14 protein-coding genes are annotated in these 19853 nt (G+C 38.9%); 8 read left to right on the top strand and 6 right to left on the bottom strand.

Going from position 1 to position 19853, the window contains the following annotated elements; all coding sequences use genetic code 11:
- Positions 1-67: 67 nt before the first annotated feature.
- Both L1994_RS08245 and L1994_RS08240 read right to left on the bottom strand, forming a co-directional pair.
- Entirely contained in the window at positions 68-1474 is a 1407-nt protein-coding gene (locus tag L1994_RS08245; protein WP_278098970.1) for an MFS transporter, read from the bottom strand.
- A 79-nt stretch (positions 1475-1553) separates the two neighbouring features.
- A complete protein-coding gene (locus L1994_RS08240; RefSeq protein ID WP_278098969.1) occupies positions 1554-2876 on the bottom strand; it encodes a protoporphyrinogen/coproporphyrinogen oxidase in 1323 nt (440 codons plus the stop codon).
- A 170-nt stretch (positions 2877-3046) separates the two neighbouring features.
- On the opposite strand from L1994_RS08240, the gene eno reads away from it, so the two are divergent.
- From eno to L1994_RS08225, 3 genes are all read left to right on the top strand, one after another.
- On the top strand, positions 3047-4330 hold the full coding sequence (gene eno, locus L1994_RS08235; RefSeq protein ID WP_278098968.1) for a phosphopyruvate hydratase: 1284 nt from the start codon (positions 3047-3049) through the stop codon (positions 4328-4330).
- A gap of 200 nt (positions 4331-4530) precedes the next feature.
- The gene (locus L1994_RS08230) at positions 4531-5196 is read left to right on the top strand and encodes a protein-L-isoaspartate(D-aspartate) O-methyltransferase (RefSeq protein ID WP_278098967.1); all 666 of its coding nucleotides are present in this window, start codon (positions 4531-4533) and stop codon (positions 5194-5196) included.
- A 511-nt stretch (positions 5197-5707) separates the two neighbouring features.
- Positions 5708-7315 (top strand): DEAD/DEAH box helicase, encoded by a 1608-nt coding sequence (locus L1994_RS08225; RefSeq protein WP_278098966.1) that lies wholly within the window; start codon positions 5708-5710, stop codon positions 7313-7315.
- 573 nt (positions 7316-7888) lie between these two features.
- Here the strand turns inward: L1994_RS08225 and dinB are convergent.
- The 3 genes from dinB to purH all read right to left on the bottom strand — a co-directional run bounded on the left by dinB (position 7889) and on the right by purH (position 12545).
- Positions 7889-8998 carry a DNA polymerase IV gene (gene dinB / locus L1994_RS08220; RefSeq protein WP_278098965.1) on the bottom strand — a complete coding sequence of 370 codons (1110 nt, stop codon included), beginning with the start codon at positions 8996-8998 and terminating at the stop codon, positions 7889-7891.
- 290 nt (positions 8999-9288) lie between these two features.
- Positions 9289-10818 (bottom strand): sodium:solute symporter family protein, encoded by a 1530-nt coding sequence (locus L1994_RS08215; RefSeq protein WP_278098964.1) that lies wholly within the window; start codon positions 10816-10818, stop codon positions 9289-9291.
- Between the two features lie 239 nt (positions 10819-11057).
- On the bottom strand, positions 11058-12545 hold the full coding sequence (gene purH, locus L1994_RS08210; RefSeq protein WP_278098963.1) for a bifunctional phosphoribosylaminoimidazolecarboxamide formyltransferase/IMP cyclohydrolase: 1488 nt from the start codon (positions 12543-12545) through the stop codon (positions 11058-11060).
- Positions 12546-13073: 528 nt separating this feature from the next.
- Between purH and L1994_RS08205 the strand changes: the two genes are divergently transcribed.
- The 5 genes from L1994_RS08205 to L1994_RS08185 all read left to right on the top strand — a co-directional run bounded on the left by L1994_RS08205 (position 13074) and on the right by L1994_RS08185 (position 19317).
- Entirely contained in the window at positions 13074-13634 is a 561-nt protein-coding gene (locus tag L1994_RS08205) for a nucleotide exchange factor GrpE (protein ID WP_278098962.1), read from the top strand.
- 5 nt (positions 13635-13639) lie between these two features.
- Positions 13640-15502 carry a molecular chaperone DnaK gene (gene dnaK / locus L1994_RS08200; protein ID WP_278098961.1) on the top strand — a complete coding sequence of 621 codons (1863 nt, stop codon included), beginning with the start codon at positions 13640-13642 and terminating at the stop codon, positions 15500-15502.
- 17 nt (positions 15503-15519) lie between these two features.
- The gene (dnaJ, locus tag L1994_RS08195) at positions 15520-16656 is read left to right on the top strand and encodes a molecular chaperone DnaJ (protein WP_278098960.1); all 1137 of its coding nucleotides are present in this window, start codon (positions 15520-15522) and stop codon (positions 16654-16656) included.
- A gap of 238 nt (positions 16657-16894) precedes the next feature.
- A complete protein-coding gene (locus tag L1994_RS08190) occupies positions 16895-17848 on the top strand; it encodes a methyltransferase domain-containing protein (RefSeq protein ID WP_278098959.1) in 954 nt (317 codons plus the stop codon).
- A 317-nt stretch (positions 17849-18165) separates the two neighbouring features.
- Entirely contained in the window at positions 18166-19317 is a 1152-nt protein-coding gene (locus tag L1994_RS08185; RefSeq protein ID WP_278098958.1) for a hypothetical protein, read from the top strand.
- A 94-nt stretch (positions 19318-19411) separates the two neighbouring features.
- Here L1994_RS08185 and L1994_RS08180 read toward each other — a convergent pair whose 3' ends face one another.
- On the bottom strand, positions 19412-19840 hold the full coding sequence (locus L1994_RS08180) for a dCTP deaminase (protein WP_278098957.1): 429 nt from the start codon (positions 19838-19840) through the stop codon (positions 19412-19414).
- Positions 19841-19853: the final 13 nt, after the last annotated feature.

The following is a 19853-nucleotide window of genomic DNA, read 5'->3' as shown; positions in this document are numbered from 1 at the left end:
TTTATCAGTTGGCGTTTTATCTGCAATAATATATTGGTAATTCTTCAACCGATAAAAAAAGAAATTTTTAGGTTTTTAGTTTATCTTTAGCCAGATATGCGGTTATAACTATTATCAGGCTAAAAAAGATTCCTGCTCCTACAGCAGAGTTAAAACCGGTCATAAATTCTGAAACTGAAATTTCTATACCCATCTTTAAACCGGCTCCGCCTGAAAAAAATCCAAAAATTGCAGTAAACAAAGCTGTTCCAAGCGCTGTTCCAAAATATATTGATGTGCTCATAATTCCGGATGCAATCTCTTTTTTGTCCTTATCTGAGTGCTCAATTATCCTGCTTGAACCCGCGCTCATAAACGGCCCGAGTCCGATGCCCATTATAATAAGAGCCAGAACAGTCCATATTATCTCCTTTAATCCGAATGTAAGAAAGATTACTGACAATGATATTAGAAAAACTGCTGATGATGCAAAACATATCATCCGTGCTCCTTTTTTATCTGCGATATGGCCCCCCAATGGACTTAAAATTGTTATTAAAACCGAGGGTATCAGCAGAAACAGACCTGATTTTCCCGGACTCATGCCCATAATATACTCAAAATAAAATGGAAGAATGAGAATCAGACCACCATATGCAAGCATGGCAACCGAATATGAAATTGTTGAATATGTGAAGTTTTTATCAAAAAACAGAATAAGGTCAATAACCGGTTCTTTTGCTTTTCTTTCTGCTGAAATAAACAGGATGAAGAAGACTGCTGATATTATGAGGAGGTATGCCGGATTTAAAATACCATCTGCTTTTCCACCCAGAAATCCGAGTGGGAGAATGAAAAATGTCATTGCAATGATAAACAGAATTGAACCTACATAATCAAAATCTGCTTTTCTAAATGGTTTTGGGGTATCTTCCGGGAGACTATATTTTGCAAGAATCATCCCTGCAATTCCTATCGGTATGTTTATTAAAAATATCCAGTGCCAGCTTAAAAATTCAGTAATAAAGCCTCCGGCAACAGGCCCTATTGCAAATGCAAGTGCAGATGCGGCGGCAATAATTCCCAGGGATTTTGCCCTTTCTGACTCTTTGATATGAATTGCAATTGTTGCAACAGCAGATGGTGCAATCATTGCGGCACCAAGCCCCTGCAGTGCCCTGAATGCTATCAGTGTTTCAATATTCCATGATGCTGCGCAGAAAACCGAGGATATTGTAAACAATAAAAGTCCGCCTGTGTATATTTTTTTAATTCCTATAAATGCAGACGACTTTGCAAATATTATCATAAAGGCACTCAGTGCGACCAGATATACAGTCACAACAAGAGAAGCAAGTCCAAATTCCGCATTGAATCCCGATGCTATCTGAGGAAGTGAGACATTTACAATAGCGCCGTCAAGGCCGTCCATAAATGCCCCTATTCCGACAACAAGAAGTATCAGATATGAAGGACATGTTTCACTGCTGTTCATTAACTAAAAACTGGTAATTTAATGGAGAAATAGATTCTGTATAAAAATTTTGTATTTGTCAGAAAAAATGTATCTATGGTTATTCTGAATTTATTTTATTTTTAACATAATCAAAAACATGTCGGATGCATCCATCCATATTTAAGTATTCAAACTCTGAAAAGCGGCCTACAAGAGAGATTCCAAGGGACTCAAAGTATTTTTTCATTATTTTTACATTTTTAAGATAGTCAAGGTCGTATACAACATATGCGTATTCAAATCTTGAGACATCTGAATATACAACTGATGATTTGTCCTTTATAATTTTCATCTCTAAAAGTCCGTCTGTGACGTGGCTGATTAATTCTGAATCAGACATCTTTGATATTTCATCGCCTCTGTTGTATGTAATCTCGGCAAGAACGGATGAACAGCCTTCTGGCGCAACTTCCGCTGAATAATTTGACGGAAATGAAATTCTGTTGAAGTATCCCAACTCTTTTTGTGGTATATAAAGCCAGGAAATATCGCCAAGTTCTCCTTTTACACCGATTGCAACACATGCAATTGAGTTGTATTTCAGGTTTTCACACGCTGTCTTTACATTTTCAGGAACATCTGACAAGCAGGAGAGAAGAACTTTGGGCGGAAGCGTTGAGATTACTTTTTCACATTTAACCTCATGACTTCCGTTTCCAACCAAAAATCCATCCTCTTCTTTTTTAATGGTTCTGACTTCAAAATCTGTTGTAATTTTATCCAATACAGGCTCTTTTAGGGAATCTACAAGCGCCTCTATTCCTCCCCTGACTGGGTATGTGAAAACAGACTGGTGGGTATATCCTTCTGTTTCAATTCCTATAGCGGATTTGATTATATCTTCTACAGGAGGTCTCGGGATTCTTCCGTCAACCCAGTGATGAGACATCTTCTCTGCCGGATAGTTCCAGATTTTTTCATTGTACGGAACCATATAGGATTCTGCAATCCCTTTTCCGAATGTGTGATAGATCCATTCTTTAAAGTTTTCTGGATCTTTTAATTCGCCTTTTTCAAGCGCAATTAAATTTTTGACAAACTCGTTTATACAGAAGAAGCGATCATTTTGGGGGAGCTGATATAGTCCGTTTTCAAACGGATATTTGACATAACTGCCTTTGAAAAAAATTTTAGTATTTCTGTTCCTTTTATCCTTGTTAATTCCTAAGACATCGCACATGAAGTCGTTTACTTCTTTGTCGCGGCTAAAGATGATGTGCGATCCTCCAATATCAAAGGTAAAACCGTCTTTTGTTTTTGAACGGCACAAACCGCCTGTTACATTTTCCTTTTCAAAAACACATACATCCTGACCTTTTTCGTTTAACAACCGGGCAAGTGTGATTCCGGTAAGTCCTCCTCCAAGTACTGCAGTTTTCACAATATTAATTGGGGTGTGGTTTTCAAAAAGTCTGTTGTCTGACTGGAGGTTTAAATTTCAGAGTGGTTTTATTTTTACATTTTTTTTAGACTCCTGTAAGCCGGAAGTCGCAAGACTTTTTCCTGTTCCTGACGAATATTTACATAAATCCGCTAAAGGGTGTGTATGATATGGATACTTCGATAAAAAGTGTTAAGGGCAGGGAAATTCTGGATTCAAGAGGAAATCCTACGGTTGAGGCAGATGTTTATCTTGAATCCGGAGTCTTTGGACGTGCGGCATGCCCGTCAGGTGCATCAACAGGCATTCACGAAGCTGTTGAGTTAAGGGATGGTAACAAAGAAAGATATGGCGGAAAGGGTGTATTAAAGGCTGTATCATATGTCAACACAGAGATTGCAGATAAAATTTCAGGGATGGATGTATGCTCTCAACGAGAAGTTGACAATGCAATGATTGAGCTTGACGGGACTGAAAACAAAGCTAAATTCGGAGCAAATGCCATTTTGACCGTATCAATGGCTGTTGCAAGAGCAGGTGCCGCTTCTATGGGCATTCCACTCTGGAAATATCTTGGAAATTCTTCTGATGCAGTCTTACCTGTTCCATGTATGAATATCATGAACGGCGGTGCACATGCAAACTGGCAGGGTGCTGATTTACAGGAGTTTATGATTGCGCCTTATGGTGCATCATCATTTAAGGAATCACTCAGGTGGGGTGCTGAAGTTTATCAGACATTAAAAGCGCTTTTAAAAGAAAAAGGCCACTCAACCGGAGTTGGAGATGAGGGAGGATTTGCACCACAGGTCCCGTCAAATGAAGAGCCGTTAAAATTAATTACAGAGGCTATTAGAAGAGCAGGATTTAGGCCTGGTGAAGAGATTGGAATTGTTCTTGATCCGGCATCCAGTGAAATCTATAAAGATTGTCTTTATTCCCTTAAAACCGAAGGTAAAAAACTGACATCCAAAGAGATGGTTGCATACTACAAAAATCTCTGTGAGAACTATCCAATTGTATCTATCGAGGATGGTCTGTCTGAAGATGACTGGGAAGGCTGGAAGATGCTTACAGATGAGCTTGGAGATAAAGTTCAGCTTGTAGGTGATGATCTTTTTGTAACCAATGTTAAAAGAATGACTATGGGAATAGAAAAGGGTGTTTCCAACGCTGTTTTGATAAAGCTTAATCAGATAGGCACAGTGTCTGAAACAATTGATGCAATTATGCTTGCCAAAAACAGTGGATGGGGTGCGATGATTTCGCACAGAAGCGGCGAGACTGTTGACTCCTTTATTGCAGATCTTTCAGTTGCACTTGGAACAGGCCAGATAAAAACCGGTGCTCCTGCAAGGGGAGAGAGGGTTGAGAAATATAACCAGCTTTTAAGAATCGAAGAGGAGATGGGCTCGTCTGCAAAATTTGCAGGAAGAGATGCATTTATCCGATAAAAACTTTCATGAAATTATCATTTCATGCAACAGTTTCATTTAAGTTATGAAGTAACTTTCATGTATAATTAAAGGGAAATTCAAATTGAATTCTTTTTTTGGGTCTATCTGGTCTTGAATTTATTTTGAATAAGAAATGTTTTTTAATTTAATTTTCCTTACGATAATTAATATAAGAGAAAAATCATCAAAGTTCAATTATGTCTTCTATCTCTTCTAAAGATACTCCTGAATTAAAAGAATTAAGGGCTTTTATGGTGAAGGAGCAGATAGAATCCCGTGGCATTTCAGATTCAAAAGTCCTTTTTTCAATGGAAAATGTTCCAAGGCATCTTTTCGTGCCTGAAAATCTTCGTCCATATGCTTATGAAGACAGGCCGCTTCCAATTGGAATGAATGCAACAATATCACAGCCTTACATTGTCGGGCTGATGACGGAACTTCTTGAACTTAAATCAGATGACCGGGTTTTGGAGATTGGAACCGGTTCAGGCTATCAGGCGGCTGTTATTGGGAAGATTTCAGCCGAGGTTGTGTCATTTGAGAGAATAAAAGAGCTTGTATCTTTTGCAAAAGAAAATCTTAAAAAAGCAGATATCAGAAACGTTAAAGTCTTTTTTGGTGACGGAACTGACATCCCAGAAGATTTAGGAGAGTTTGAATGTGCAATAGTCACTGCTGCATCTCCTGATATTCCAAAATATCTTTTCAGATATCTAAAGGAGGGTGCAAGGCTTGTTGTTCCTGTCGGAAATCAGTGTGTGCAGGAGTTATTAAAGATTAAAATTCACAGAGGAAAACCTGAGATTTCTTATCATGGCAGTGTCAGATTTGTTCCTCTTATCGGCGATAAAGGCTGGAATTAACAGTTACTGAAATTGGCAGGTATTGGAATTAACAGTTGCTGAAACTAAAAATGCTGAATTTAGCAAATATTCGGATTGTCAGATTTTGGAATTAATGAATTTGATGCAATAATTTTTTTAACATCCTTAGGTTGATGGGAAGCCTAAAAAGTTCTTAATCTGTCTAAAAAAGCGTTTTTAATTGATTTTAAAAGAAATCTCAGTAAGTTTTTGAAAGCAAAAAATCTCTTTTTTTAAAGCGCACAATTAATTTTGTTAATTGATATGTAAGAAAAAATCAGTTTTAAGCCTGATAATCTTTTTAAATCTTCAAAATCCATTAATCCTTACCGAAAATGGAAGATGTATGTAAAATTACGGACATTATTTAAAATCAGTTTTTAACCGCTTATGCAATGTTATTTTCCTTATACTGAGTTAATTAATTGATGTAGCTGTTATCTGTCTGTTTTTTTATAAATTATTTCTTCTCCCAAATATCAAATACTTTGAGCTCTATATAATAATAAGAATGGATTCTTTTTTAAAATTTAGTGAGCTTAATATTTCTGAAGAAATACTTAAAGCAATTGAAGATATGGGTTTTGAGGAACCCACACCAATACAACAGCTTTCAATACCTCTCATTATGAATGGCCGAGATGTTACAGGCCAGGCCCAGACAGGTACCGGGAAGACTGCAGCATTTGCGATACCTGTGATTGAAAAGATAGATGTCAAAAAAAGCAATGTTCAGGCAATAATCCTTTCACCAACAAGAGAATTAACAATCCAGATAGCAGAAGAGTTCAACAGACTTCTGAAATACCGTGATGATATAAGAGTGCTTCCAATCTATGGAGGACAACCAATCGAAAGGCAGATCTCTGTTCTTAATCGTGGAGTCCAGATTGTTGTGGGAACACCTGGAAGGGTTATGGATCACCTCAAGAGAAGAACACTGGTTCTCTCATCGGTTGAGACAATTGTCTTGGATGAAGCTGATCAGATGCTTGATATGGGCTTTAAGGAGGATCTTGAAGAAATTCTTGCATATGCTCCGGAGAAGCGCCAGACTATTTTGTTCTCTGCCACAATGCCTAAACCAATCATCAAAATTTCAAAAGCATTCCAGAAAAATCCTGAATTTTTGAAGCTTAATCCTACAGAACTTACTGTTCCTTTAATTGAGCAGTCATATATTGAAACCCGCGAGAGAGATAAGCTCGATATTTTGTGCCGTTTAATTGATATCAATGGTCCCGGTCTTTCAATGATCTTTTGTAATACAAAAAGGCGTGTTGATGAACTTTCATCTTCACTTCATTCAAGAGGATATTTTGCAGAAGGTCTTCATGGCGATATGAAGCAGGCTTTAAGAGACCGCGTTATGGGAAAGTTCAGGGGAGGCTCTCTGGATATTTTAATCGCAACCGATGTCGCGGCAAGAGGCATTGATGTTGATGACATTGATACTGTCTATAACTATGACGTTCCACAGGATGTGGAATATTATGTGCACAGAATTGGCCGTACAGGCCGTGCAGGAAAGACAGGTCGTGCTTACACTTTTGTCGGGCCACGTGAGACAGAAAAGCTTCGTATGATTCAGAGGCTTGCAAAAGTCAAAATCAGACGAGTTTCACCTCCAAGCACAAAGGATGTAGAAAATTGTCGCCTTGAGCGCTTCCTTGACAAAATCAGGAATCTTATGGCTGAAAGCGATCTGACTGCCTACATATCAGCAGTAGAAAAATTAATGGATGAAGATTTCCCACTGACAGATATTTCCGCCGCGCTTATGAAGCTTCACATGGAAGGAGATGGGAGAGAATCGTCACAGTCTTCACAGAAAGAAACTTCAGCTGATTTCTCAAATACCGGCGGAGAGCCGGGAATGGTCCGGTTTTTCATAAACATTGGCAAAGCAAAAGGTATTCGTCCGGGCGATATTGTCGGTGCGATTGCAGGAGAGACCAAGATTCAGGGAAATCTTATTGGTGCAATCAGTATTTTTAATGACTTTTCATTTGTTGAAGTGCCTGAAAACAATGCGGCAGATGTTTACAGGGTAATGAACAATTCAACAATTCGCGGACACGAAATTTCTTTAGAGCCTGCAAGAAAAGCCAACAGGTAAAAAAAATAAAAGAAAAAAAACAAAAAAATAATGGTATAATAATATAAAATAATCAAAAAAAGTAATATATTTTTTGCTGGTTTTGAATATTTAAGTTTTAGCCGTTTTTCAGAATATTTTTTTATTCAATCTGTTTTTCGTCTTTTTGACGAAGTTTTCAGGGTTTATTTTTTCTGTGTTATTTTGGTTCTTCTCCATTTTTCTGAAAGTTAGGACTATCCAAAAAGAGAAACAACTTAGAGAATAACCTCCAAATATGATGATATGTCCAATAAACATTACAAATGGAAGGAATGCATTTCTGCATTCACATCTATGTTCTCATTTGTGGGCTTTAAGATTATTGATATGGAATATTTCATCAGTTTCTTAGGTTACTGGCCTTGACTGGAAGACAATCAAAGCTAATCGATTATTAGCAAGGGAGGGGACAGGCCCCTCCCTTAAACCCACCCCGCTTACGATAGGTCACCGGAGGGGGACAAGCCCCTCCGGTTCCCGGGGATATTGTGTACATCGCGACAAATCAATTCCAAATTAGGGTGATCAGAAATATGGCGAAGAGTCGTTTTTTTATGTTTTGTAAAAACCGGAATTTTCAAAATCATAAATCTGCATCTGGACTGTTTCTTGTGAGTCAAATGCAGAAACAGATACGCCGATTAATCTTACAGGTAATTTTGTATCAAGATTTTCAGAAATAAGGCTTGAGGCAGTATCTTTCAGAGTCTGAAGGTCTGTCGTGTGCCTCGGAAGTGATTTTGATCTTGTATGTGTGATAAATCCAGAGTATCTGATTTTGACTGTAACTGTCCTGAAGCGCAATTTTTTTGAACTAATAATTTGAAAAATTTCATCGCAGATATTTAATGCAGTATCTAAAATCTTAATTTCATCTTTGGTATCGGTTTGAAATGTTGTTTCGCGTCCTGTTGACTTCTGTTCTTCCCGTTTTAAAACAGGTCTGTTGTCAATTCCTGATGCCAAAAGTTTCATGTCAGCGGCATGGCGGCCGACAAGAGATATGAGTTTTTGAATGTCATAGTCAACTAAACCTGTCACCGTTTTAATATGTGCATTTGAGAGTATCTCCTGTGTTTTTTTGCCAATTCCGGGAATTTTTCCAATTGGCATCGGGTTTAAAAAAGAGCTGACTTCTTCAGGCCGTACAATTGTAAGTCCGTTTGGCTTTTGATAATCGGATGCAATTTTTGAAACAACCTTTGAAGGGCCGATTCCAACCGAACATGTGATATCTTCAGATAATAAAACTCTGGTTTTAATCTCCTCTGCTATTTTTTCAGCCTCTTCAAAACTACCAATATGTGTTAAGTCAAGATAACCTTCATCAACACTGACCTGTTCAAATTTTTCTGAATATTCCCTTAAGATATCCATAATATTTTTTGAGGTTTTTTTATAAAGCGGCATGTTCACAGGCAGGAAAATCCCGTCCGGACATTTTCTGTATGCAATTGAGACCGGCATTGCAGAATGAACACCAAATCTTCGTGCCTCATATGAACATGTACTAACAACACCGCGACCATTGCCTCCTTTTGGATCGGCACCGATTATTACAGGTTTTCCTTTTAAATCCGGCCTTTCTCTTATCTCAACCGATGCAAAAAAACTGTCCATATCGACATGGAGAATTATTCTTTGAGGCAATTCTTTTGTCATTCTCAGGCTCTTATCTTTATTTAAATGATTGTAATTTACAGGTTTTTTTCTGATTTATCATCTTTTAAGTATTTTGTATCCTGTGTTTATTTTGAAGACAGCCACTATAAATAAAGCTTCCCTGCGGGGTGAAAGAAAAAAGCAGATCAAAACATAAAAAAGAACGATAATTGAAAAAAAATTTAGATTAATTAGAAGAAGCAAAAAAATTGAAGAAAAGTGAAAAAAATTGAAAAAAGATAAAAAATTGAGAAAAGATAAAAAAAATTAAAAGAAATTTCTCTGTTTATTTATTTTTTAAGCTCTTTTGGCTGGATAAAAAAGCCTGTCATAGTTTTGTCAAGCACCTCTTCTGAATTTTTAGGAGTAAGAAGACTGACTACAATCATCGCTATTATCGCACATGCCAAAGCATAAATTGAAAAGTGCATTGGAAGCTTTGCAATATACTGGTAGTAATATCCAAAGATTCCTGAAGCAAAAAGACCTGTTAAAACCGATGCAATTGCTCCTTCTTTTGTTGCACGCCTCCAGTAAAGCCCTGCAAGGAACGGAACCGCAAATGTTGCAAGCATGACTCCTATTCCCAGCCAGATTAAGAATGCAAGCATCTCAGGGGGATTTAGTGCAAGTATGATTGACACAATTGCTACAATAACAACTGATGCCTGACTTAAGCGAAGCACCTGCCTGTCAGAAGCATTTGGATTGATAAGATTTTTGTATATATCCCATGAAAACATTGTTCCGATTGTAAGCATGAGTCGGTCAGTCGTAGACATAACAGCGGCAAGAACAATAACTGCAAAAAATGCCCAGATAAGCATGTTTGGAACAGCGTACTCAACACCATACATGAAAGCAAAATCCTGTGCATTCACAGTCGAGGGCAGAACAAGTTTTCCTTCCTCTACAAGCACCCTTACCGCAAATCCTACAAATTTGACTAAGAACATTACAACAAGATATATCATAAATGCCACAAGAGGGGCCCATTTAAAGAATTTGTCCTCTTTTGCAGCTAAAACATTGTTTACTACATGCGGAGCGCATGCTAGACCTATTGTTAGCATAACAACAAATGAGAATAAAAATTCAGGAGTGCAGTATGCATATGAAGCATATGCTGTTGGGAAATAGGGAGCAACCAGGTTTGGATCTATGCCTGACATAACTGTATTTATATGCTCAAGACCTCCTGCTGAAATAATCACAATCGGCGCCATTATCAAAACACCAACTATTAAAATTCCGCCTTGTATCAGTGTTGTCCATGATACTGCGTATAGCCCCCCTATTACAGTGTACAGAGTGATGATAATTGCCGCAATAATAAGAGCAATTCTGTGATCTATGTCAAACAACCATACAAGAACAATGCTTATTGCAGTGTATTGCCCGACAAGGTAGATTAGAGATACAATAATTCCTGAAAGAGCAGTTACGCCTCTGATTGCTCTTGGACTCTCAAAACGCTGAGCAAAGTAATCCTCAACTGTCATGTATCCTGAGGTTTTTCCGATATAGTGAAGTTTAACTCCGAATACTATTATTGCAAAAGAGGCCGCAAGAGGGACTGCAAGCTGTTCCCAGATTCCAGGCCATCCTGATGTAAATCCAAATCCTGAGACCCCGACAAGAGTCATTCCACTGCAGACCGATGCAACCATTAGAATTGTGAATACCCAGAATCCAAGTGATCTTCCTGCAAGGATATAATCCTCGGTATTGTGAATTTTTTTGGATGCCCAGTTTCCGATAAGAATAAGGACCAGTGCATAGAGGATGATTATAACCAATGTAAAGGGATCAAAATTCAAATTTTCACCTCTTTAAACTTAAGTCCCCAGATCAAAAGAGCGAGAATTATTATTCCTGTCCCCGCTCCTACGCTAAGAACTGTGACGAATGGCAGACCAAACATATCTATCCTTTTAATGTGTGGTATGCTAACATATAACACGATCGATCTAATTATATTAAAAAATAATAAACTAATAAAATCTGGACGAATTTTTGCAGGCGATGTCTCTAAACATCAAAAAGAGAAAAAAATAATTTAGTGTCTGAAGTATCTGATACCTGTAAACACCATTGCGATATTTAAACGGTTTGCGGCCTCAATTACTTCGTTATCCCGTATGGAACCACCTGGCTGAAGGAGGGCTGTGGCGCCGGCTTTTGCGGCAACTTCAAGGGTGTCTGCAAACGGCAAAAAAGCATCTGATGCAACAACTGATCCTTCAAGTGAGGATTCTGCTTTTTTAATTGCTATTTCCGTGGAATTGACCCTGTTCATCTGACCTGCACCTATAGCTGATGCTGATTTTCCTTTGGCAAAGACAATTGCATTGCTCTTTGTGTGCTTGCATATTTTCATTGCAAGCTTCATAGCACCCATCTCTTCTTTTGTTGGTTCACGCTCAGAGACTACTTCCCAGTTTTCAGAGACATCTTTTGGAGTTGACTGAATAAGAGCGCCGCCGTCAATGGTTCTTAGTGAAACAGACTCTTTTTCTTCAGGGAGAATTAAAACGCGCATGTTCTCCTTGACTTTCATAATTTCAAGTGCCTCTTTAGTATATGATGGTGCAATAACTACTTCTATAAAGGTTGATGCGAGTTCTTTTGCAACATCTGCCTCTACTTTGCGGTTTAATGCAACAATCCCGCCGTAGGCGGAGACCGGGTCAACATCGCGTGCTTTCAGATAAGCATCCAGAAGTCTCTCACCTAAAGATACGCCACAGGGATTGTTGTGTTTTACAATAACAGCCGCTGTTTCGTCAAATTCTCTTAAAAGACCTACTGCCGCATCAACATCCAGATAGTTGTTGTATGACATAGCCTTTCCCTGGAGGGGAGTCTGACCTGCAATTCCTGTTTCTCCATATATGGCCGCTTTTTGGTGAGGGTTTTCTCCATAGCGAAGCATCCTTCCGTTTTTAAACTGGACAGTATATACTTCAGGAAATTCTGAATCGATAGAGGAGAGATAGTTTGAAATTGCGGCATCATAAGATGCTGTCCTTGAAAAGACCTTTTTTGCAAAATAAAGTCTGTCTTTTTCACTTAAGTTTTTCTCAGAAACTGCTTTTTTAAGCATTTCATAATCAGAAGGGTCTATTATAACAGAAACGTCTTTGAAATTTTTAGCAGCGGCACGAATCATAGCAGGCCCGCCAATATCCACATATTCAATAAGCTCGTTTAAAGGCAAATTTTTGGATGACATTTCCTCAAAAGGATAGAGGTTTACGACAAGAATATCAATAGCTGATATTTTGTTATTTTTCATTACCTCATCATCAATACCTCTTCTTCCCAAAAGACCACCATGGATCTTTGGGTGGAGGGTTTTGACACGTCCGTCCATCATTTCAGGAGCGCCTGTATATTCAGATACTTCTGTTATTTCAAGCCCTGCCTCGCGAAGGGTTTTTGCAGTGCCTCCTGAGCTTAAAATTGTGTAGTTGTTTTTTAAAAGACATTCTGCAAGTTCGATTATGCCGGTCTTGTCCCAGACCGAGAGAAGTGCATATTTCATTATATACTAATAGGATTTTAAAGAAAAATAAAGTAATGTCAGATACATTTTTTTAAATGGCTTGAAAAGATACAGAAGTGCTTTTTGAAAAGACATTTCTAACAATTAAATCAATTTAAAAAATTGAAAGAACTGAATTTTTTATATCTGCGCTCATAAGTTTACCAATGGAGATTTTTAGAGATTTTTGTGTCCTGAATTTTTCATATTTGCTATAAAAATCAAATTATGATTTTCATGAAACAGTACATAAAAACTTTTTTTTCATGAACGTTTTTTAAAATATTCTAATTTTCATCTAAATTCTAATTACAAGGTCTATTTTTATGTTAAAAATTCGGATTTCCTGATATAATGCAGGAAAAAACAGTTTAAGCGTATGGATGTTTTAAATTTTAAAAATCACATTGTCAGGTAATAAACTTTATATAGAACTGCAAACAGTTCAACAAAAAACTATATATAGAACTCCAGACCATCTAGTATGGTATAACTAGTAATTACAGCAGATTATTGGAGAATCAAAGAATGAATGAGGATTATGTTGAGAAAAAAAAGCCGGACGATGATATGGCTTCACAATCTCCTCCTCAGGAGAATAATGTGAAAAAGTCTGAAGAGTCGGCTGAAGAAAAACCCAAAACACGTGAAGAGGAGCTTAATGAGGAGATAAAATCATTGAATGAGAAGTATCTTCGCCTCGCGGCAGATTTTGACAACTTCCGAAAGAGAAGTGCAAAAGAATCCTCTGAACGTGCAGAGCGTGCAATTGAAAACTTTGCAGTTGAAATTCTTGAAGTCGCTGACAACATCGAACGAGCATTAAAGTCTGATCAATCGTCACTTCATGACGGTGTGGAACAGATTCATAAAATTCTCTTAAAAGTCCTTAATAATCATTCTATATCTCCCATTGATTCGCTAAATGAACAATTTGATCCAAATTTACACGAAGCAATAGCTTATATTCCATCAGAAACTGAATCTGACGGAATCGTAATAGACGAGGTCATACGCGGCTACTGCATGAAAGATAAGGTAATCCGTTGTGCAAAAGTTGCGGTGTCAAAAGGAAACAAGGAGGAATAACAAAAATGGCTTCTAACAAAATTTTAGGAATTGATCTTGGAACTACAAATTCATGTATGTCCTTAATGGAAGGCGGAAAAGCAGTAGTAATTCCAAATGCAGAGGGCGGACGCACAACCCCGTCAGTAGTCGCATTTTCTAAAGACGGAGAACGTCTTGTTGGAAATGTAGCAAAGCGTCAGGCAGTGACAAATGTTGACAGAACAATAATCTCCATAAAAAGGCTGATGGGTACAGACAAAAAAGTCAAAATTAATGAAAAGGAGTATACCCCACAGGAAATCTCAGCGATGATTCTTCAGAAAATGAAGGTTGATGCCGAGGCATACCTTGGAGAAGAGATTAAAAAAGCTGTTATTACCGTTCCTGCATATTTCAACGATGCACAGAGGAATGCAACAAAGGATGCGGGAAAGATTGCCGGACTTGACGTTCTTCGTATCATAAACGAACCTACTGCCAGTGCTCTTGCATATGGTATAGACAAGGAAGAAGACAAGACTATCTTAGTATATGATCTTGGCGGCGGAACCTTTGATGTCTCAATTTTGACACTTGGAGACGGTGTCTTTGAAGTTCAGGCAACAGCAGGTGACAACCACCTTGGTGGTGATGACTTTGACAAGCTCGTTACAGACTACATTGTAGAGGAGTTTAAAAAGCAGGAAGGAATTGACCTGTCAAAGGACAAGATGGCAATGCAGCGTATCCGCGATGCTTCTGAAAACGCTAAAAAAGAGTTGTCAACTGTTCAGAAGACAAATATCAATTTACCATATATCACAACCGACTCTTCAGGCCCGAAATTTTTGGATCTTGATCTTTCACGTTCAAAATTCGAACAGCTCATCGGACCGCTTGTTGACAAGACAATAGGGCCTGTAAAGCAGGCAATGGAGGATGCAGGTCTTTCAAACAGCGATATAGATCATGTCCTGCTTGTTGGAGGCTCAACCCGAGTACCTCTTGTTCAGGAGAGAATCCGTGCACTTTTAGGAAAAGAACCTGACAAGGGAATCAACCCTGATGAATGTGTTGCAGTCGGTGCCGCAATTCAGGGTGGTGTACTGACAGGTGAGGCAAAAGATGTGGTTTTACTCGATGTTACACCGCTCACACTCTCAATTGAAACAATGGGTGGTATTGCAACCAAGTTAATCGAGAGGAACACAACAATTCCGACAAAGAAGAGTCAGATTTTCACAACTGCGGCTGACAACCAGACAAGTGTTGAGATTCACGTTGTCCAGGGAGAACGTGCACTTGCGGCTGACAACTTTACACTTGGAAAATTCCAGCTTACCGGAATCCCACCTGCCCCACGTGGCATACCTCAGATTGAGGTGACTTTCGATATTGATGCAAATGGCATCATAAACGTTTCAGCAAAAGATCTTGGAACCGGCAATAGTCAGGCGATTACAATCTCCGGCGATAAACGTCTCTCTGAAGATGAAATCGATGAGATGATTAAGAAATCAAAAGACTTCGAAGAAGAGGACAAGAAGAAGCGTGAAGAAATAGAGATCAGAAACAGTGCTGATAATGCAATCTTTGCAGCAGAAAAACTCTTAAAAGAGAGCAAGGATAAGCTTGAGGCAGAAGATGTTTCAAAGATTGAGGAAAGCCTGGAGAAAGTAAAAAAGACAATAGAAGGAACAGACCTTGATGCAATCAAAAAGGATGTTGAGGAGCTTACCGAAAGTGTCTTTTCCGCTTCCACAAAAATGTACCAGAAAGCCGCCGCAGAAGCCGAAGCTGCAAAAGCTGAGGGCGGAGAAGCTTCAGGTGCTGAATCAGGCGATGATAATGTTGTTGACGCCGATTACGAAGTAAAAGACGATAAAGACGATAAGAAGAACGATTAAATTGGGCAGGCGTAAGAATGGGTGCGAAAAGTTATTATGAAGTCCTAAATGTTCCTAAAAGTGCGACAGAACAGGAGATAAAAAAGGCATACCGCACCCTGACAAAGAAGTATCATCCTGATATATGCAAAGAAGAGGGTGCTGAAGAGAAGTTTAAGGAGATAAACGAGGCATACAGTGTCCTCTCCGATAAGCAAAAAAAAGCCCAGTATGACAGGATGGGCCATGAAACATTCACCAATGCCTCCAAAGGCCAGTACTCCGGGGGAGGTTTTGGCGGCTCCGGTTTCAGTGCAGATTTTGGAGGATTTGGAGACATATTTGATGCGTTCTTTGGCGGAGGCGGTGGTGGCAGAAGAGGTCCGAGAGGGCCACAGCCCGGCGCAGATCTTCTGATGAGAATTCAGGTTACGCTTAAGGATGCGGCGCTTGGGACAAGTCGCGATGTTGATGTAATGCATACCGAGCCCTGTCCTGAATGTGATGGAACCGGAAGCAAAACCAAAAAAACACGCACATGTCCACGCTGTGGTGGAAGCGGTCAGGAGCGCCGCGAAAACAGGACGCCGTTTGGTAATTTCGTGAGCATGGCAACCTGTTCGCAGTGCGGCGGAAGGGGTAAAATCCCTGAAGAGCGCTGTGGTGCATGCGGAGGCTCCGGGCATACACGGGTAAAGCGGACTATCACTGTAACAATTCCTGCCGGAATCGATACCGGTATGCGTCTTAGAATGGAAGGCTACGGTGAAGCAGGCGATCCCGGCGCACCAAACGGAGATCTGTTCATAGAGGTTGAAGTAACTCCTGACAAAAATTTCAGGCGCATTAGCGACAACCTTGAAACGAATATCATAGTCTCAGCCGCGAATGCGGCAATTGGCTCAAAAGTTGAAATTGAAACAATTGACGGGAGAATGGTCGAACTTAAAATCCCTGCCGGTGTTCAGCATGGAACTGCGCTTAAAATATCCGGTGAAGGTATAAAACGCAGAGGAAGACCCGGAGATCTTCTTGTCAGGGTAAAAATAGAGATTCCAAAAAATCTTACTGATGAGGAAAAAGAGCTTTATCAAAAGATTGTTGAGATTGAATCAAATAAAAAAGGAAAGGGCGGGAAAAAGGGCGGATTTTTCTCGGATTTCCTTAAAAAATAATTTATCCTTTATCTTCCTTACTTTTTAACCTTTTATTTACATTCTTTTTCCTCAATCGCCTTATTTTTCAAAAAACATTCATGAAACTAATTTTTCATGCAGGGTTTCATGAAAATCAGATTTGGTTTACATGGTAAATTGAGAGCATAAGAAAAAAGCCCGGGATAAAAAAAATCCTAAATAAATCATATCATGCTATCTCTTTTAGCCTGATTAATTCCTAAATAGTAAGGCTGATATGAAACTAATTCTGGAGCTTTCCGGTGAACATCCGACTCTTCCATTTTCAGAGGCTGAATGTGTCGGAGATATAATAAAAAAAGGAATGCAGGTTGCAGTTGTGGACTGTCCTGTTCCCAAAGCAACACAGAGGCTTGCCATGACTCATTCAATAATCAGATATATGGGTGAGTGCAGTGCATCTTATGAGTCCTTTGCTGAAATGCTTGAAACACTATCTATAGAATCTGATGTTTCATTTGCCGGACGGGTTAAAAAAGTGAGTGACACAAAAATTCCAGACTCCCAGCTTGAGCTTGAAAGATGTATTGGCTCGCACATTAAGGGTAAGGTTTCGCTGTCATCTCCTGAGAGGGAATACCGCGCGATTTTTTCCGGTGACATCTGCTATTTTGGAGAAGTCATGTACAGAATAGACCGCGGCGGGTTTGAATACCGAAATCCCATGAGAAGAGCATTTTTCCACCCTGGTGTAATGATGCCGGTACTGGCACGCACACTTGTAAACCTTGCACAAACAAAGAAAGGAGATGTCTTATTAGATCCTTTTTGCGGAACAGGGGGCATTTTGCTTGAAGGAATGCTTCTCGATGCAGATGTAATCGGAACAGATATGGACATTTCAATGCTTAAGGGATGCCTTGAAAATCTGCCGCGTGCAGAGGTATTAAAAGTTGATTCAACCAATCTGCCTATAACAGACCGTTCTGTAGATTCGGTGGTTACGGATCTTCCTTATGGCCAGTCGGTCTGTATAAAAGCGGAATCGATGAATGCGCTTTATAATGATTCAATAAGTGAAATGCGGCGCGTCTTAAAGAAAGGAAAACGTGCTGTTGTTGTAACTCATGTTGATGTTCGTGAAATTGCAAAAAAACACTTCGATATTGTTCAGTTTCATGAACAAAGGGTGCACAAAAGTCTTACCCGCAGAATAATGGTACTGGAATAAAACGCCGTGGCAAAAAAATAAAATCTGTCAGACTTTTTATTTCATATTTCTGTGGTATGATACAGCAGAATAATACAAATGCCCCTCAGGGACTGATAATTAACAGGGGCTGTTAACATTAACATTTTCCAAAAGGCCGGAATTTACATTTCACTGCACGAAATTGACCTGTAAAATTATACCCGGGTTTTGTTTGCGGCTAAAAAAATAAAACCTGCAGATAATCCGGCAGATCAATAAAAATTTTAAAAAAAAGCGCCTGAATATCCGAGAAATATCGGAGATAATTGATTGTAAATGTACAGGTCTGAATATAAATGGAATTATTAGCATGGCTTACTGCCAACTTTTCAAAGAAAAAGCCTGAAAAAGTGATTGCAAGAAGAGCTATCAGGCATCTTAAAAAAATAGAAAAAGGTCAGCTATTTTCAGAAGAGCTCTCACAGATGAGAGCTTCGGAGGGGAGATGGTATGAATCACTCATTTATGAGATGCTTCTTGAACTCTCCACTAAGACAAACAGGATAAAATATGTTGTAAGAAAAGGGGCAGATGCACCTTTTCCGCCAATTGACATTAAACTTGGTCAGAATGGCATTTTCTACTCCAACCGCGGTGACATAAACATTCGTGGAAATGGTCAGGATATAGCTGAATTTGATATTCTTTTCATCGACAATGACAATAGAATCTGTTTTTGTGAGATTGTAACATCAGCCTCTGATCTTAAGGATATGGAAGCGGAAGTTTTGTATAAAAAAAAGCTATTGGGCTATCTTTACGGGCAGGCGCCTGTTCCTTTTGTCCTGTTTTCATCAGTTGATATTTCACGCTCTTCAATTATGAGAAGGCTTATGCGTGAGACTGAAAGCACATTAATCATAACTCCGACATGTGAAGAGATAAAGACTGTTTTAACACCGCAGTCTATCCGTGGAGTACCAAGAAAGCCCATAAACCATCCAAAACTTGTCGGTATTGAAGATATTGAGATAAAAAGACCGTTTGAGTACAAAAAACTTCATGATCTAAAGCGCGATAAAATCCTTGGTATAATGATGGCAGGCAAGGGAAAAGATGAGATGAAGATAGCAGATGAGATACCTCCGGTTGCTAAGAAACTCTTATTCGGAGTTTTATATCCTTCAGGAATCAAGGCCCTTATGTATAACCGGACTTTTACAATGTCCGGCCGGAAGTATACATATGAGAGTATGAAAGATAACTTTTCAAAGGTCATTTTAGCAGTTGATATCCCTGAATATGAGCCTGTAATTTATCTTCGCTCCAGGAAAAAGAGTGAATATCTGAAAGTTGTCAGAAAAAAATCCGGTGAACTTAAGGTTGAGAGCAAAAGGACTCCTCAGATGACCGGGTTTTACCTTTGGCTTGAAGATTTAAAGCCGACTCTTGGTGCAAAGGTCGCAACAGCATATGGTGATGTTTTTCTGGATGGAAGGAAAAAATAAAAAATAGGTTTTGTCTTTTTTTCTTTACTTTCTTTTTATTCTCTATTTTTTTCTTTAGTTTTTCTACACCTTTTTTTTATAAAACTAATTTTTCCTAATTTCTGGCCGTGACTGCACCCTCACTGTCCTGATATCTGCCATCATAAAGGGTGTTTCCGCCTTTTACTTCGTGCATTATAACCTGAACGCACCTTTCACCTTCCTTTAAGAGATAATCCTCAGGGCCCATGTTTACAAGGCATAAAGTCAGGTTTCCGCGAAATCCTGGATCTACATATCCCCCGCCGATTAAGATACCTCTTCGACCGAATGATGACCTGCACATAAGGGTTGCAGAAATATCTGAAGGAAGTTCAATCTTCTCCATTGAATGAACAAGTGTGACTTCACCTTTTTTCAGGAGATAATCTCCGCCTGAGCGAAGATCATATGATGCCGGCTGTTGTGAATCCTGACTGTAAGGGTCAAGAACAATCTCATCTTTTTCAATTCTCTCAAGAATTATTTCTCTGGACAGTATCATTGCATTAATTTAT

It is taken from the genome of Methanomicrobium antiquum (assembly GCF_029633915.1).
GTDB lineage: Archaea > Halobacteriota > Methanomicrobia > Methanomicrobiales > Methanomicrobiaceae > Methanomicrobium > Methanomicrobium antiquum.
The sequence above is the reverse complement of the archived record's forward strand: the minus strand, read 5'-3'. Positions and strand labels throughout refer to the sequence as shown.

Excerpts from the sequence above, each read along its gene's own strand:
- L1994_RS08245 (WP_278098970.1), bottom strand. The coding sequence starts at position 1,474 with ATGAACAGCAGTGAAACATGTCCTTCATATCTGATACTTCTTGTTGTC.
- eno (WP_278098968.1), top strand. The coding sequence starts at position 3,047 with ATGGATACTTCGATAAAAAGTGTTAAGGGCAGGGAAATTCTGGATTCA.
- L1994_RS08230 (WP_278098967.1), top strand. The coding sequence starts at position 4,531 with ATGTCTTCTATCTCTTCTAAAGATACTCCTGAATTAAAAGAATTAAGG.
- L1994_RS08225 (WP_278098966.1), top strand. The coding sequence starts at position 5,708 with ATGGATTCTTTTTTAAAATTTAGTGAGCTTAATATTTCTGAAGAAATA.
- dinB (WP_278098965.1), bottom strand. The coding sequence starts at position 8,998 with ATGACAAAAGAATTGCCTCAAAGAATAATTCTCCATGTCGATATGGAC.
- purH (WP_278098963.1), bottom strand. The coding sequence starts at position 12,545 with ATGAAATATGCACTTCTCTCGGTCTGGGACAAGACCGGCATAATCGAA.
- L1994_RS08205 (WP_278098962.1), top strand. The coding sequence starts at position 13,074 with ATGAATGAGGATTATGTTGAGAAAAAAAAGCCGGACGATGATATGGCT.
- dnaK (WP_278098961.1), top strand. The coding sequence starts at position 13,640 with ATGGCTTCTAACAAAATTTTAGGAATTGATCTTGGAACTACAAATTCA.
- dnaJ (WP_278098960.1), top strand. The coding sequence starts at position 15,520 with ATGGGTGCGAAAAGTTATTATGAAGTCCTAAATGTTCCTAAAAGTGCG.
- L1994_RS08190 (WP_278098959.1), top strand. The coding sequence starts at position 16,895 with ATGAAACTAATTCTGGAGCTTTCCGGTGAACATCCGACTCTTCCATTT.
- L1994_RS08185 (WP_278098958.1), top strand. The coding sequence starts at position 18,166 with ATGGAATTATTAGCATGGCTTACTGCCAACTTTTCAAAGAAAAAGCCT.
- L1994_RS08180 (WP_278098957.1), bottom strand. The coding sequence starts at position 19,840 with ATGATACTGTCCAGAGAAATAATTCTTGAGAGAATTGAAAAAGATGAG.